Annotated in this window: 12 protein-coding genes and 1 tRNA gene; 2 read left to right on the top strand and 11 right to left on the bottom strand. The window is 42.7% G+C overall.

Annotated features, from left to right (window positions below):
- Positions 1-85: 85 nt before the first annotated feature.
- The gene (locus ACEN9X_RS15960) at positions 86-397 is read right to left on the bottom strand and encodes a hypothetical protein (protein WP_413666085.1); all 312 of its coding nucleotides are present in this window, start codon (positions 395-397) and stop codon (positions 86-88) included.
- Positions 398-787: 390 nt separating this feature from the next.
- Here ACEN9X_RS15960 and ACEN9X_RS15955 point away from each other — a divergent pair, with 390 nt between their 5' ends.
- Complete coding sequence (locus ACEN9X_RS15955) at positions 788-1,750, top strand: sensor histidine kinase (RefSeq protein ID WP_413666084.1); 963 nt, start codon at positions 788-790, stop codon at positions 1,748-1,750.
- Positions 1,747-2,484 carry a LytR/AlgR family response regulator transcription factor gene (locus tag ACEN9X_RS15950; RefSeq protein WP_413666083.1) on the top strand — a complete coding sequence of 246 codons (738 nt, stop codon included), beginning with the start codon at positions 1,747-1,749 and terminating at the stop codon, positions 2,482-2,484. Before ACEN9X_RS15955 ends, ACEN9X_RS15950 begins: the two co-directional genes overlap by 4 nt.
- Positions 2,485-2,496: 12 nt before the next feature.
- Here ACEN9X_RS15950 and ACEN9X_RS15945 read toward each other — a convergent pair whose 3' ends face one another.
- From ACEN9X_RS15945 to ACEN9X_RS15900, 10 genes are all read right to left on the bottom strand, one after another.
- Positions 2,497-2,814, bottom strand: a complete 318-nt coding sequence (locus ACEN9X_RS15945; RefSeq protein ID WP_413666082.1) for a hypothetical protein — start codon at positions 2,812-2,814, stop codon at positions 2,497-2,499.
- A gap of 371 nt (positions 2,815-3,185) precedes the next feature.
- Entirely contained in the window at positions 3,186-4,028 is an 843-nt protein-coding gene (locus tag ACEN9X_RS15940; protein ID WP_413666081.1) for an oxidoreductase, read from the bottom strand.
- Positions 4,029-4,620: 592 nt separating this feature from the next.
- Positions 4,621-6,615: a M1 family metallopeptidase gene (locus ACEN9X_RS15935; RefSeq protein WP_413666080.1), complete on the bottom strand. Its 1,995-nt coding sequence runs from the start codon at positions 6,613-6,615 to the stop codon at positions 4,621-4,623.
- A 313-nt stretch (positions 6,616-6,928) separates the two neighbouring features.
- Complete coding sequence (locus ACEN9X_RS15930) at positions 6,929-7,279, bottom strand: Spx/MgsR family RNA polymerase-binding regulatory protein (RefSeq protein WP_413666079.1); 351 nt, start codon at positions 7,277-7,279, stop codon at positions 6,929-6,931.
- 133 nt (positions 7,280-7,412) lie between these two features.
- Positions 7,413-9,884, bottom strand: coding sequence for a TonB-dependent receptor domain-containing protein (locus tag ACEN9X_RS15925; RefSeq protein ID WP_413666078.1), 2,472 nt, complete (start codon positions 9,882-9,884; stop codon positions 7,413-7,415).
- Positions 9,885-9,999: 115 nt separating this feature from the next.
- Positions 10,000-12,441 carry a TonB-dependent receptor domain-containing protein gene (locus ACEN9X_RS15920; protein ID WP_413666077.1) on the bottom strand — a complete coding sequence of 814 codons (2,442 nt, stop codon included), beginning with the start codon at positions 12,439-12,441 and terminating at the stop codon, positions 10,000-10,002.
- Positions 12,442-12,544: 103 nt separating this feature from the next.
- On the bottom strand, positions 12,545-13,105 hold the full coding sequence (gene pth, locus ACEN9X_RS15915) for an aminoacyl-tRNA hydrolase (RefSeq protein WP_413666076.1): 561 nt from the start codon (positions 13,103-13,105) through the stop codon (positions 12,545-12,547).
- Positions 13,106-13,259: 154 nt separating this feature from the next.
- Positions 13,260-13,844: a 50S ribosomal protein L25/general stress protein Ctc gene (locus tag ACEN9X_RS15910; protein ID WP_091212752.1), complete on the bottom strand. Its 585-nt coding sequence runs from the start codon at positions 13,842-13,844 to the stop codon at positions 13,260-13,262.
- A gap of 185 nt (positions 13,845-14,029) precedes the next feature.
- Positions 14,030-14,974 (bottom strand): ribose-phosphate pyrophosphokinase, encoded by a 945-nt coding sequence (locus tag ACEN9X_RS15905; protein ID WP_413666075.1) that lies wholly within the window; start codon positions 14,972-14,974, stop codon positions 14,030-14,032.
- A 162-nt stretch (positions 14,975-15,136) separates the two neighbouring features.
- Positions 15,137-15,207, bottom strand: a tRNA-Gln gene (locus ACEN9X_RS15900).
- Positions 15,208-15,233 lie beyond the last annotated feature (26 nt).

The following is a 15,233-nucleotide window of genomic DNA, read 5'->3' as shown; positions in this document are numbered from 1 at the left end:
CAGAAAAAGAATTTCCTACAAAAAATAAACCGGCACCATACCTCGCGTTGGCAACCGGTTTCTTAAACGTATATTTAAAAAAATCTTAATTCCTTAAATTAAGGCTCAGCATTACGAGGTTCTTATTTTCGATATAAGCTGTACGCTCATTCAGCCTGTCCAGTATCTGGTCAAGGGCCAGACGGGTCTTTTTCTTTTGGATATTGAGTTTGCTGTAAACTGTTTCTTCGTAAATAAGCTTATTGCTATCGTTATAAAATTTAACGGTTTGCACGCGGGGTAAATTAACGTTGTGTTCAACTACCCAAAATCCGTGTACATCTGTTGTTTTATTCTGGGCCTGCACTGCAGCTGCTGCAAATGCCAGGATGCAAATTGTGATAATTAACTTTTTCATGGCCTTATTTTTAAATTATAAACTAAACTTAAGGCATTATAAAATCCGGCAAAAACAACGTAGGCGCATTACCGGCCAGGTATGATAAACTGTATTTTTATGCGACGAATGCACATTTATCACACAAAATGTACTGAAGCTCGTCCCTTTCATGCAGTTCGTCATCAATTGACTGCAGTTTGTCGCAATTCATTTAAAAAACCGCTCAATTAAACTGTTTTGCAGTAAATTAGCTATATGAATAATGGTTTTGATATGATACTTAATAATATCAAACTGCCGCGCTTTTGGCAGCATGTGATATTTTGGGTAATAGTGTCATTTTTTATCACCACGCTTTATTCATTGCAAACCAATTTTTGGGTCTCCTTTCGCAATAACCTTTTGTACATGCCCATACAAATTGCTTATTACTATGCTATTGCCTATTGGTTGGTACCCAAATACGTTTTTGAAAAACGATATATAATGTTTTTCCTGATGCTGATACCGCTTGTTTTTGCGTGCATGTTTATCAGCCGCGCCATCGGGATTACTTTTGTTGCGCCCTACCTGATCAGGGTAATGCGCGTAACCGATGCAGGCTATATAGCCTCTACCCACCGCCCTTTTCTTGAGCAATTGCTGGATGGACAAAGCCTTGTAAACTCGTTTAAAGGAACCAACCTGTTCACGGGTTTTGTTTTGGCCATAAAGCTTTTTAAAATGTGGTATGAACGTAAGCAGGCAGCTCTTGAGGCCGAGCTCAATGCGCTGAAAGCCCAGGTACATCCGCATTTTTTATTTAACACACTTAATAACCTTTATTCTTTGAGCTTAAACAACTCGCCAAAATCACCTCAAGCCATTATCGGCTTGTCGGATCTGTTGCGTTATATGCTTTATGAATGCTCAGATAACGAAGTGCCTTTGGAAAAAGAGGTGTTTATGATGCAGCAGTATGTAAAGCTGGAAAAACTCCGCTATGAAGAGCGCATCGATATCAACTTTAACATCACAGGTAATTTGAAAGAAAAAACCATAGCACCGCTCCTGATTTTACCTTTTATTGAAAACGCTTTTAAACATGGCACCAGCGAACAGGTAGGCGCTGCCTGGATCAATATTGATATCAGCCTTACACTCAATCATTTTAAACTAAAAGTAGCCAACAGCAAGCCCGAGCAAGTTATCGATAGTAGCGACACGCCAGGGCATATCGGGTTAAAAAACGTGACTAAAAGGCTTAACCTGCTTTACCCTCACAGCTCACGCCTGAAGATCGTGAACGAAGAAGATACTTTTTTTGTTGTACTTGATCTCGACCTGAAAACTGTAAAGCAAACCGCAACCCCACAAATGGTAACCGCATGAAAATCCGCACGCTTATAGTTGACGATGAGCCGCACGCCATTGAGGTACTGAAAAATTACCTTGAGCGTTTCAGCGAGATGGAGGTTACCGCAACCTGTACCGATGGCATCCAGGCTTTCAGATTGTTGCAACAAAAACCTATCGACCTGATGTTTCTTGACATCCAGATGCCGGGAATAAAAGGTACCGATCTGCTGAAAAGCCTCAAAAACCCGCCTAAAGTTATCTTCACTACTGCCTACAGTGAATACGCTCTTGATGGCTTTGAGCTTAATGCAGTTGATTACCTGTTAAAACCGATCTCTTTTGAACGCTTTTTGCGGGCGGTCGACAAGATCTATCAGCTTAACGAGCATAAAGGTAAACCTATAATTACCCAGGAAGAACCTGTTAGCGATACGCATACCTTCATTTATTTGAAGGTAGACCGCAAAACCATCAAGGTTAACATCAATGATATTTTATGGATAGAAAGCCTGCGCGATTACGTGAAGGTAGTGGCTGTTAATAACCAGGTCCATATCACCAGGCAAAAGATCAGCCTGTTGGAAGAGATGTTGCCCGAGAGCCGTTTTGTACGTATTCACCGGTCGTTTATAGTAGCGCTCAACAAAATAGATTCTTTCTATGCCTACAGTATGGATGTCGCCGGGCATGAGTTGCCTATTGGCCGTAATTATAAGCAGGATGTGCAGAAAAAATTAAAGAATGAGCGGTTGCAGATAGGTGGATAAATTAGTACCATCTTAATCAACAGGCTTGAAACCGGCAAACATATCACCAGCCTCCTTTAATGTATTCAACGGCACATAATCGCATACTTCAGCATATTCGCCCCACATTTGCTGCACTGCTTTATTATGATGGGCATTTGCGATAGCTTCGGCATTCAACCATTCAAAAACTTCAATGATGGTGCCATCGGCAGCTTCCATGATGATGGATTCACGATCGGTTACCAGCCCTTCTTGTTTCAGACGGGGTAAATGCGTTTTCATCAATTGTTTTAGTACTTCCTCCTTGCCTGGTTTTGGTTTATAGGCAACAATTACAATCTGTCCCATAGGTTTCAGTTTATTGTAAATGCAATTTACGAAAAAACTGCGGGGCTTTTAAATAGAGATCCTTTCTAATGTACAATCGAAAAAAATGTCATTTCGACCGTAGGGAGAAATCTTGTACAACATACAAAGCGGATTCGCATAGCGCCCGTGCCTGGCGTATAAGATTTCTCTTTCGCCCTCATGCACATTCCGCCCCAGTTCAATCGAAATGACAAATTTTAGAAAGTAAATCATGCAGGTTTAAGCGTCTGACGCTTGAACCTTTTTTAAATGGAGCGTCCACGCTCCCGGTTATTAACTTAATAAATTAAGCGTGGACGCTTACCAATGTATGGGTTCAAGCGCAGACGCTTAAACCTGCAAATTCAATGTCATTCCCCTTCCGGAAAATCAGCACCTACGGTAGTCGCTTCCCATGTGTCAAAATCCTTCTGTAGTTCCTGTAGTTTGTTGCGGGCGCCTCTCAATGCGGCTTTGCCTAATAACAAACGTAACGGTGGGTTTTCGGCTTCAACTGCGTCAACAATAGCTTTGGCAGCACGTTCCGGGTCGCCGGGCTGTTTGCCGCTGTAGCCGCGGATGTTGTTTTTGTTGGTGCCTGCAGTTTCTTTATAATCGTCGATAACAATCTTACTGTTATTAGCCGAACGGCCTGCCCAATCGGTACGGAAACCACTTGGTGCAATAACCGTAACTTTAATACCAAGATGTTTGGTTTCTTTAGATAACGCTTCAGAATAGCCATCCACAGCAAATTTTGTTGCATTGTAAAAACCAACTGCCGGAAAAGCAACCAGTCCGCCGATAGATGCTATGTTAACTACATGCCCGCTTTTCTGCTTACGCATAATTGGCAAAACAGCCTTGGTCATATTGGCAAGGCCAAAGAAGTTGATCTCGAACATGCGGCGTACTTCATCCTCCTCGCTCTCTTCAATAGCACCGAAATAGCCAATACCTGCGTTGTTCACCAATACATCAATAGTGCCAAACTTTTGTGTAATAGTTTCAACCGCAGCTTTGATTTCTTCAGGCTTTGTTACATCAAGTTTAAGTGCAACAGCCGTTTCGGGGTAACCTTCAACAATGTCTTTTACATCACCTGTATTGCGCGCTGCAACACCGGCTTTATAGCCCAATTGCAAAACAAGCTTTGCCAGCTCCCTGCCGAAGCCGGTTGAGCAACCGGTTATTAACCACACTTTGTTTTTCATGATAGTTTGCGTTTGATCATGTAAAATAACGAAGTCGTATCTAATTGTTTGTCAGTTGAACTTCATTGTTACAAAGACCTCGCCCCAACCTTCTCCAAAGGAGAGGGCTTTAACTCCGTTGGTGTTGTCACCAACAGCAGCGAGAAGAGGATTTTCTAATCCTCTTCCACAAATAGTAAACATGTCATTGCGAGGAGCGAAATGGGAATGAGCTCTGGGGGCGACGAGGCAATCGCATGCTATACAGAGCGGCCCTGCCTCCGTGCGATTGCTTCGTGCCTCAGCAATGACATGGTTTTTTGCAATCGACTTTCATTTTCCATCAACAGCAACAAAACTAAAAACGGCGATGAGCTAACACTCACCACCGTTTCTCTGCCGCTGTTGGTGTTGTCACCAACAGCTTTACACACCGCTTTTGAAGTTAAGTTTCCGGCGCTATAAATACATCTGGGATCAAAAGAGTTGTTGGTGACAACACCAACAACGGCGATGGGCGGCTACACTTAAGTCTGAGAAAAACAAAAAAGCGACAAGTTTTTCTCTTGTCGCTTTTAAAAGTCTCCCCTTTAGGGGAGATTTAGAGGGCCGCTTATTTCTTCCAAACGTTATTGTCTTGGTTGTAATCAGGCAATACTTTGTCCGGATCATAAGTAACTGATTCAATTTCTTCTGTCGACGGATATTTGAATGTCCATGAAGCGTAACGCTCCCAAATATCAACAGGGAGTTTCATTCGTTCAACTTTACCGCTTTTGGTTTTGATCTCCAGGATAACCGGCATCGCCATTTTACCCAGGTTATCCAAAGTGATCAATGAACCTTTGGTTGGATCGTTATCAACATATTTTACATCGCTTACAGCAACGTCCAAACGCCAGTCGTTCAGGAACCAGCCTCTCCAAAACCATTGCAGGTTTTCGCCGGCTGCATTTTCGATGGTACGGAAAAAGTCATCGGGAGTTGGGTGTTTAAATGCCCAGCGGTTAATATATGTTTTAAATGCGAAATCAAAACGCTCAGGGCCTAAGATCTGCTCACGCAGTAATACTAAACCGGCACTTGGTTTAGAGTAAAGCAAAGTACCTGTATTTCTTTCTTTCAGGTTGGCCGGCTGGCTCATGATAGGCTCAAGATCGGGCCTGGTAAAGAAAGCGCCGGTAGCGTGCATGTCCTGAACGCGGGTGTTTTTGTATTCGCCATTGTTAAAGTTAGCTGTAGACAGCGTGTTGATGAACGTGTTGAACCCTTCATCCATCCAACCGTACATACGCTCGTTTGAACCAACTATCATCGGGAACCAGGTGTGACCAAACTCGTGGTCGTTTACACCCCAAAGGCTTGCCTTTTTTGCTTTAGCTCCGCAAAATACGATACCAGGATATTCCATACCTCCCACAATACCGGCAACGGCAGTAGCGGCAGGATAAGGGTATTCGAACCATTTTGATGAGTTATACTCAATTGATTTTTTAACGTACTCGGTTGAGCGGCCCCATGCATCATTGCCATCACTTTCAACCGGGTAGGCAGATATTGCAGTTGATTTTTTACCGCTTGGCAAATCCATTTTGGCAGCATCAACAATGAATGCTGCTGATGAAGCCCATGAAGCATCGCGGGCATTCTTGATCTTAAAATGCCAGGTCAACTGTGCTTTACCAGCCGGGCGCGATTTTGGATCGGTAACCTCATCAGCCGAGCGGATGATGACAGTGCTTTCGCTTTTTTCGGCAGCAGCCCAACGTTTCAATTGCTCAGGGGTATATACTTCCTGCGGGTTCAATAATTCACCGGATGCTACTACGATATGGTTTGCCGGAGCGGTGATGCTCAGGTCAAAATCACCATATTCCAGGTAAAACTCTCCCGGACCGCTGTATGGGAGCGTGTTCCAGCCCATTACATCATCGTACACACATACGCGTGGATACCATTGTGCAATGGTATAAACTTTACCGTTTTTAGTTTGCAAATACCCCATGCGGTCTGATCCATAATTTGGCGACACAAATGAATATTCAATTTTCAGTTTAGCCTGACCGCCATTAGCCGCAATTTCCTTCGGAAGGAAAACCTGCATCCTGGTATCGGTAATCAGGAATTTAACATCAACATATTCGCCTTTCAGGCCGGCAACCTTTACCGATTTAATTTTATAACCGGCGTCAAATGCTTCGCCCCTGCCCCAGTTACGGCTGCCCGCAGGCGGAACAATGGCTGTACCTCTTGAATCAAGCTTAAATAAGTTCTGATCCAACTGCATCCACATAAAGCCCAATGTTTGCGGACTGTTATTGGTATACGTTAAAACTTCCGACCCGGTAATTTCATTGGTTTGATCGTTCAGTTTGGCAGCCAATTGATAGTCGGCGCGATTTTGCCAGTATTTATATCCTGGTTCGCCGCTTGCCGCGCGAAATTCGGTGCCGTTTTTAGTGTAAAACCCAGGACCAAAAGTTTCGTGATAATCATAAACAGATCCGGCGGGAGTGGTAGTGGTGGTAGGTGCTGGCTGCTGGGCGTAACTTACGCTTGCGGCCAACATTAAGGCAAGGCTGCAACCTGCCGTCAGTTTTAGTTTCATGTTCAGTCAAATAAATTGCGTAAAGGAACAAGTATACTACAAATTAGGCAGATGCAAAAGATTGGTAAAACGATTGTTACCGATTTATTAAATAATTAAATGCATGCTTAAAGTCTATATATCAGGTGGATTTGGATGAGGATTAATATGTATTAGTTGTTGGTGACAACGATTGGATGGGTTAACCGAGATTATTAATTGGATGGCGTAGAGTTGTTGGTGACAACACCAACAACGGCGAGAGACGAAACCCGGATGAGTTTGAAGTAACTAAAACTAACGAAGCCTTTCGGCTTCGTTAGTCCTGCTATCCCTACCTCCCCAAAAAATGATCGGCATAAACCTTTTCATCAAAGCCGAAGAAAAGGAAACCATTATCCTCAATAACCGGACGTTTGATCATGCTGGTTTTTTGCTGTAATAATTGCAGTGCATCGGTGTTGGTTTTGATGCTTTCTTTAACTGCCGGATCAAGCTGCTTCCAGGTGAGGCCTTGTTTGTTCATGAATTTTTCGTAGCCTGCTTTGGTATCCCATTCCTGTAGCTTTTCGGTGCTTACTCCCAGTTTTTTGAAATCCTGAAAATCATAAGCTACTTTATTTTCTTTAAGCCAGTCGAGGGCTTTTTTTACTGTATTGCAATTGGTTATTCCGTAAACTTTCATGTGGTAAATTTACGGATTTCGAAATTTCTTAAAGAGGTGTGATTGCCTCCAATCCGTCTCTTTTTACAATAGCTCGATACAAAACACAAAGAGGCGCAATTACGCGCCTCTCTTCATAAAAATACTTTAACAATTAACCGTTGCCGCCACCATTACTTTTGCCGCCGCCTTTGGTATCATCGTTATTAATGCCGCGCTGGTTCTTTTTAATATCGCCGTTCAGCTTGCCAAACTTAAAGTTTAACCTCACAGCAAAATTCCTGTAGCGGTTGTGATACAACGATTCCTGGTCAAAATCAACAGTATGCGTGGTTGATCTGAAAGTGCGATATTGGCTATATGGATTGTTGGCTACTGCCGAAATGGTTAGCTTTTTATTCAGGAACTCTTTAGAGAGCACATAGGAGTTAAAAATAAAGTTGCTCGATTTACCCTGTAATGTAACATCACCACTAAAGAAACCTGCATCAAGCCCTAAACGGTAGCCCCCATCAAACTTGTAACCGATATTGGCAAAAGCATTGCCGGTGTAACCGTCGTTTTTATAAAACTGACCATTATAAGTTCCCTTTAACCAGATGTGCGAAATTTGCCCATTGATATTAACCGTAAACTTTTTAGTGATTGAGTAATTGGTATTAAGGTTTAAGCCAAGAGAACGGTTACTGCCCAAATTTTGATAAGTAGTAAAGGTAACCGTATCAATATGATCGCCCATGTTGTTTTGAATCAAACTGGTCACATTCTGGATAGCGTTGTTGGAGAACGCATAGCTCAAGCCGACATTAATTGATCCTTTTGAGAAATTACTGTAGTTCAGCTCAAAAGTATTGTTCAGCTCCGGTTTCAGATCGGGGTTACCGGTACTGATGAATTTAGGGTTCGATTTATCAATAAAAGGGTTTAACTGGTAAATGCCCGGCCTTTGGATACGCTGGGTAAAGCCCAAACTAATGCTGCTGCTTTTCAGTGAACGCTGGATAGATATCGAAGGAATAAAATTGTTATAATTTTTATCAAGCGGCGTACCCGTAAACACCGCATTTACCTGTGTATGCTCTAAACGCAAACCCGCCTTGCCTGTCCATTTATCAAACTTTAGTTGGTACGAGTTATAAGCACTGTACACATCCTGGTGGTAATCAAATGCACCGGTTTGACCCGTATTTACGTTATATACCGAGCTGGTTGAATCTTTATCTTCGCGCCTGTAATCGCTGAAATTGTTACGAAGAATTACTTTACCGCCCGCCTCAATACTGATCTTTTTTAATGGATAAGCATAATCTAACTGAAAGGTATGCTCGCGGTTACCTGCATTATTATACTGCCTGAAATCGGGCTGAAGGGCATTGTAATAATTAACCCTGTCCGAAAACTGGTTGTCGGTAAAATTTTTGCTCGGCCCATAGCTGTATTTATAAGATAAGGTCAGCAATTCATCTTTATGACCTTTAAAACCTAACTGATAATTGATAGATGCGTCCAATCCCTGATCGTGGTTGTAACCATTGCTCAACAGGTTATAACCCTGGGTCAGGTCCCCGGCAGCATTCGTCTGGGCCGATCGTTGTGAGCCGTCCTGGTCAAATTCGCCATGGAAAAACTCAAATGAACCGGTAAGCAGGTTCAGTGTATCAATCTCATAGCTCAGCTCCGCATTGGCATAACGATACTTGCCGCCAAATGAGTTATTGCCTGTTTGCAGAATGTTTGACTCAGGATCAAAAAAGGTTTGTTTGGTGGTTGATGTATTGGTATTTCGCTTTTGATTACCAAAACCCGCATAACCCGAGACTCCAAACTTACCCTGCTTGGCGGTCATGTTCAGGTTATAGCCCGGGCCCCAAACAGTATTATAGCGCATATTAACACTGCCGTTATAGCCCTGATCGGCGTTCTTCTTAGTGATAATGTTAATTATACCGGCCAAACCTTCAGCATCGTATTTTGCAGGCGGCGTAGTGATCACCTCAATTTTTTCAATATTGGTAGCAGGCATTGCCTTCAGTACATCCGACGGGTTTTTGGCCATCAACGCCGATTCTTTTCCGTTGATCAGGATCTTGTATTTGCCACTGCCTTTTAACTTGATGTTATCATCACCATCTACAGCCAAAAGCGGCACCTTGCGCATCATATCCAATGCAGAAACAGCTTTGCTTTCAGGGTCGGCGGTAACATCGTAACTGAGGCGGTCAACCTCCTGTTTCATCACCGGTTTTACAGCAGTAATGGTTACTTCGTTCAATTGTTTGCTTGATGCTGCCACCAGGATGCGCCCGGCATCAAACGTTTTACCAGTCATTTTTACTGGGAGTACTTTGGTTGCGTATCCAACAGAAGCCACCACCAATTGATAGATTTTTCCTTCGGGTGCTTTCAGCTCAAAGCTGCCATCATCTTTGGCGAGGGTGCTTTTTACCGGTTTTTTGGTAACGGCATCCTGCAGTGCGACAGTACCATACCCCAATGGCTTGTTGGTTGCAGAGTCGATCACGGTGCCCTTAACAGTTATATTTTGAACAGGAACCGGCGCTGCGGCCTGGGCCATAGCCATCCCCGTGACAAAACAGCAGATCACTGTTAGTAAAAATTGTTTCATAATTGCGATTTTGGTCATAAGACGTTTAAGATACCCGGGTGTGACAGCAAAAAGTATGCGTTTAACACTTTTTAACGTTTGCCAGCGCCGGGTAACGGATTAGTTACTCAGGTTATTAATTGCGGCTTCCGCTGCTGGTGTCATCATTATTAATACCACGTTGATTTTTCTTTATGCTACTGTTAAGCCTGCCAAATTTGTAGCTCAGGCTCACGTTAATGGTGCGATAAAAGTTGTTGTTGGCTGTATAAGTATCAAAGTCGGGTGTTTTGGTGTAGAAGTCGAGTTTGTTAAATTTTTTGAAAGGATTGTTAACGTTAACTGATAAAGTGGCCTTTTCCTTAAACATGGTTTTGGTACCGCTGATGGAGCTGAAGAAGTAGTAATTATCCTTTCCCTGCAGCAATACATAACGACTGTCATAACCTATGTTGACGCCGGCACGATAACCGCCGTCAAACTTATAACTGGTATAAGTAAAAATATGTCCCTGGTTACCACTGTTTTTATAAAGCGAGCCGTTATAGTAGCCCTTAAGCCAAACAAATAATAATTCGGCATTGATGTTTACGTTTAGTTTTGAAGTAATAGGATAATTGATATTTGCATCAAAACCCCAGTTTTTGTTGGAGCCTACGTTATCATAGGTGTTGGTAGTTACTCCGGCCGAATCAACCCGCGCCAGGTTCTGCACAGTATTATTGGCGAATGAGTAATTAGTACTTAAGTTGATGGAGCCTTTAGCAAAATTGCTGTACCCCAGCTCAAAGTTATTGGTAACGGCAGCTTTCAGATTGGGGTTTCCCATATTAATGTATTGCGGATTTGTCCTGTCGGTATAGGGGTTTAACTGGTAGATGCCAGGGCGCTGGATGCGTTGAGTAAAGCCCAATGTAAGGCTGCTGCTCTTTAACGAGCGCTGAATAGATACCGATGGCACAAGGTTATTATAATCCTGGTGAACGGTACTGTTAGTGGTTGAAAAGTCGGCGTTTACTTTTGTGTGCTCTAAACGTAAGCCACCTTTAAACGACCATTTGCTGAGTTTTACCGAGTACGAATTATACAAGCTATAAACATCCTGATCATAGGTAAAATCATTGGTTTGGCTATCATCAGTTTTATAGCTTCCATCGGGTTGCTTCAGGTCGGTATAAAAATCGCTGTAGTTATCCCTTAAAATAATTTTACCGCCGGCCTCAAGAGTCAATATTTTCCGGGGCTGAATATAATCAAGCTGGAACGTATGCTGCTTTGAACCCGATTTGTTGTATTGCTTATAATCGGTAGGCGCCTTACCTATTGAATCGGCGGCTACTGTTGCGCCATTATTTTGGCCATTATTATTATTGTTGTATTTGTAGGATACGGTAAGCAATTGATCTTTATGCTTCCTGAAGCCTATCTGGTAGTTCAGCCCTAAATCAGAGCCATGAAAAGTGCTGTTACCGGCATTGAACAAACGATAAAACTGGGTAACGGCATCAACACTATCTTTAATACTGGTAACCTGGTTATTTTGCTGTTTACCCTTACCATTGTAAAAATCAAACATACCTGTAACCAGGTTCAGGCTATCAATTTCGTAGCTTAACTCGCCACTACCATAAACGTTATTGGCCCCGTTACCTCTTGTTCCGGTTTGGCTAAGTGATGATACCGGGTGATAAAAGTTGCTGATATTTTCAAAAGACGAGGTTTGCACAGGCCTATGGTTGTATCCGGCATAGCCACTAAAACCAAATTTCCCTTGCTTAACTGTTATGTTCACATTAGCACGTTCGCCAAAAACATTGTTGTAGCCGGTGTTGATGTTTACGTTATAGCCCTGGTCGGCATTCTTTTTTGTGATGATATTGATGATCCCCGCCAGGCCTTCAGCGTCATATTTTGCGGGCGGCGTGGTGATCACTTCTATCTTTTCGATATTAGCGGCAGGCATCGATTTAAGCACATCCGATGGGTTCTTGGCCATCATGGCCGATTCCTTGCCGTTGATCAGGATCTTATAATTATCGTTACCCCTCAATTTGATATTGTCACTACCATCTACAGATAACAACGGCACCTTGCGGATCATATCCAGTGCTGTAATTGATTTACTTTCGGGATCGGCCTGCACGTCATAACTCAGGCGATCAACCTCCTGTTTCATTACAGGCCTTATCGCAGTCACGGTAACTTCCTTCAATTGCTTACTTGATGCCGAAAGCAGGATTCTACCCGCATTAAATGTATTGCCTGTAAGTTTTACCGGGATGGTTTTAGTAGCGTAGCCAATGAAAACAGCTACCAACTGGTAAGTTTTACCTTCGGGGGCTTTTAATTCAAAACTGCCGTCATCTTTGGCAAGGGTACTTTTTACAGGGGCCTTGGAAGCAGCATCCTGCAGGGCTACGGTAACATACCCCATAGGCTTGTTGTTAGCCGAATCAATGATAATTCCTTTTACGGTGATATTAGGAACTGCCGTTGCAACCGTAGCAGCAGTTTTTGTTTGTGCAAATATGATGGTGGAAAAGCAACAGCAAAGTACCGTTAGTAGGATTTGTTTCATAAGGTTATTTAGGTTTACAAGACGTAAGAACGTCATCCGCGTTACAACGCGAATCATGATTTGAACGGAATTTTAACTAAAATATTAGTTTGTAACGGTGTTGTTACTTATTATAGCGGGTCATGGTAAGTTCAGTACCAATAGTGGCAAAGCTCTTCACCATTTCTATCGAACGATCAATCAATGCCGGGAGTTCGGGCAGTTCGTCTTTATCAAAAGCACTCAGTACAAAATCAACCTGGCGGCCTTTGGGGTAATTATCGCCAATACCAAAACGCAGGCGGGCATAGTTGGTGTTACCAAGCACAGCTTCAATATTTTTGAGGCCATTATGCCCGGCAGCACTGCCTTTGGGTTTTAAACGCAGGGTACCTAATGGCAATGCAAGATCATCTACAATAACCAAAACATTTTCAATCGGAATTTTCAGGTCTTTCATCCAGTAGCTGAGGGCTTTCCCACTCAGGTTCATGTAGGTGGTAGGTTTTATAAGGCAAAGCGTACGGCCTTTGTGCGATACTTCGGTAAAGTAGGCCAGGCGCGAGTTTTGAAACCTTGTTCCCTCCTGCTTAGCCAGTTCGTCCAACACCATAAAACCGATATTATGCCTTGTATCGGCATACTCCGGACCAATATTTCCTAAACCTACAATTAAATATTTCATGCCCCCTAACCTCCGTCAGCCGACAGAGAATTTTTTGATTTGCTTAAATTTTTATGCGAAGATATTATTTATTGCCCAAACAAAAACAGCGATAGAGATACTCTACCGCTGTTTTTAATTTCACCTCTTGTTCCCCCTTCAGGGGGTTAGGGGCTTATTTTTTACCTTGAGCTGCTTCCTGCTCAGCCTGACGTAAAGCACGTGAGGTAGTTACAGAAACAATGGTATCTTCTTTAGCGTTGGTGATAGTTAAGTTATCTAATTTAATATCAGATACTTTTACTGATTTACCAACTTCTAAAGACTCGATGCTTACTTCAATAGCATCAAGATGATCTTTAGGAAGCGCTTTGATACGCAGTTTCCTTAATTTTTGAACCAGTTTACCACCTACTTTAACACCTGGAGAAGTACCGGTTAATTTAACTGGGATCTCGATAGCGATAGGTTTTTTCTCGTCTAACAATAAAAAGTCAACGTGAGTGATTTTTTCAGTTAGTGGGTGGAACTGAATGTCCTGGATGATAGCTTGTGATTTAACACCGGCAATTTCAAGATCGATGAAATGAACAACCGGAGTATAAACAACGGCTCTCAAATCAGCTGCGGACACATAGAAGTGGGTCTGGGTAGCACCACCGTAAAGCACTGCAGGCACCTGGCCATTGTAACGCAGCTCTTTCGCGTCTCTTTTCCCTACGTTCTCTCTTGGAGAACCGCTAATAGCAATTGATTTCATTTTTATTTATTTTATTTATTTAGTTCATGGTTCATAGATCATTGTTCTACTTTCCACAAAGCCTTTTTTTAGTTCATGGTTCATAGATCATTGTTCATGGCCTAATTTCCCAATTACTTTATTCTTTTTATTTTCCATGATAAATGTTCACTATGATCTATGAACCATCAACCATGAACTACCTACTACTCCACCTTAAACAAGGTGCTTATCGAGCCATGCTCATTTACATTGCTTATCGCTTTGGCAAAAAGTTCGGCAGTTGAAAGTACCTTAATTTTCGGGCTTTGTTGCTTAAGCGGTATAGTATCTGTAACTATCAATTCGGTTAAAGCCGAGTTTTCGATAGTTTCATAAGCTTTACCTGATAATACCGGGTGCGTACAAACGGCGCGTACGCTGCGTGCACCACGCTCCATGATCAAGCCGGCTGCTTTTGCCAATGTACCTGCGGTATCGCAAATGTCATCAATCAGTACAATGTCCTGATCGGTAACATCACCAATCAGCGTCATGGCTTCAATTTCGTTAGCGCGTTTACGGCGCTTGTCGCAAATTACCACTTCGGCATTAAAGAACTTGGCAAAGCTACGGGCCCTGTATGAACCGCCCATATCAGGCGATGCAATAGTAAGGTGACCTAAGCCAAGGCTTTTGATATAAGGCACAAAAATAATAGAAGCATCCAGGTGATCAACCGGAACATCAAAAAAGCCCTGAATTTGCGCTGCGTGCAAATCCATGGTCATGATACGGTTGATGCCTGCTGCAACCAACAGGTTGGCTACCAGCTTTGCACCAATGGCAACACGCGGTTTATCTTTCCTATCCTGACGGGCCAAACCAAAATAAGGTATAACAGCGTTTACATAATGGGCAGATGCACGGCGGGCGGCATCAATCATCATGAGTAACTCCATTAAATTATCGGTAGGCTGGTGGGTTGACTGGATCAGGAAAACATCACATCCCCTTACAGATTCGTTAAAATGCGGCTGGTATTCACCATCGCTAAAGCGCGATACCACAACTTCACCTAACTCACGACCATAAGCATCAGCTATAAGATGCGCAAGCTCCTGTGAGCCTGATCCTGCAAATAATTTAACCGGGTTAAATTGTAAGGGCATTTTCTTTGATTTTGGATTTCGGATGTTCGATTTCGGATTGATTATTCTGCCTTATAAAAATAAGACATCCCGCTCACAAACGCCTTAAAACACAATTCGGATTTCAAGTTTTCCAATCAGAATAAATCCGAAATTGAAAATCCGAAATCCGAATTTTTATTGTTGCCCGACCAGGATTCGAACCTAGACAAACGGTACCAAAAACCGTCGTACTACCATTATACTATCAGGCAATCTCCTTTGGTTTGTCTTACTCCCC

This window comes from Mucilaginibacter sp. Mucisp86, assembly GCF_047324315.1.
Taxonomy (GTDB): Bacteria; Bacteroidota; Bacteroidia; order Sphingobacteriales; family Sphingobacteriaceae; genus Mucilaginibacter.
This window is presented reverse-complemented; position numbering and strand designations above follow the sequence as displayed.

What these genes read in the sequence shown, in the direction of transcription:
- ACEN9X_RS15960 (WP_413666085.1), bottom strand. Translation starts at nt 397, where the DNA reads ATGAAAAAGTTAATTATCACAATTTGCATCCTGGCATTTGCAGCAGCT.
- ACEN9X_RS15955 (WP_413666084.1), top strand. Translation starts at nt 788, where the DNA reads ATGCCCATACAAATTGCTTATTACTATGCTATTGCCTATTGGTTGGTA.
- ACEN9X_RS15950 (WP_413666083.1), top strand. Translation starts at nt 1,747, where the DNA reads ATGAAAATCCGCACGCTTATAGTTGACGATGAGCCGCACGCCATTGAG.
- ACEN9X_RS15945 (WP_413666082.1), bottom strand. Translation starts at nt 2,814, where the DNA reads ATGGGACAGATTGTAATTGTTGCCTATAAACCAAAACCAGGCAAGGAG.
- ACEN9X_RS15940 (WP_413666081.1), bottom strand. Translation starts at nt 4,028, where the DNA reads ATGAAAAACAAAGTGTGGTTAATAACCGGTTGCTCAACCGGCTTCGGC.
- ACEN9X_RS15935 (WP_413666080.1), bottom strand. Translation starts at nt 6,615, where the DNA reads ATGAAACTAAAACTGACGGCAGGTTGCAGCCTTGCCTTAATGTTGGCC.
- ACEN9X_RS15930 (WP_413666079.1), bottom strand. Translation starts at nt 7,279, where the DNA reads ATGAAAGTTTACGGAATAACCAATTGCAATACAGTAAAAAAAGCCCTC.
- ACEN9X_RS15925 (WP_413666078.1), bottom strand. Translation starts at nt 9,884, where the DNA reads ATGAAACAATTTTTACTAACAGTGATCTGCTGTTTTGTCACGGGGATG.
- ACEN9X_RS15920 (WP_413666077.1), bottom strand. Translation starts at nt 12,441, where the DNA reads ATGAAACAAATCCTACTAACGGTACTTTGCTGTTGCTTTTCCACCATC.
- pth (WP_413666076.1), bottom strand. Translation starts at nt 13,105, where the DNA reads ATGAAATATTTAATTGTAGGTTTAGGAAATATTGGTCCGGAGTATGCC.
- ACEN9X_RS15910 (WP_091212752.1), bottom strand. Translation starts at nt 13,844, where the DNA reads ATGAAATCAATTGCTATTAGCGGTTCTCCAAGAGAGAACGTAGGGAAA.
- ACEN9X_RS15905 (WP_413666075.1), bottom strand. Translation starts at nt 14,974, where the DNA reads ATGCCCTTACAATTTAACCCGGTTAAATTATTTGCAGGATCAGGCTCA.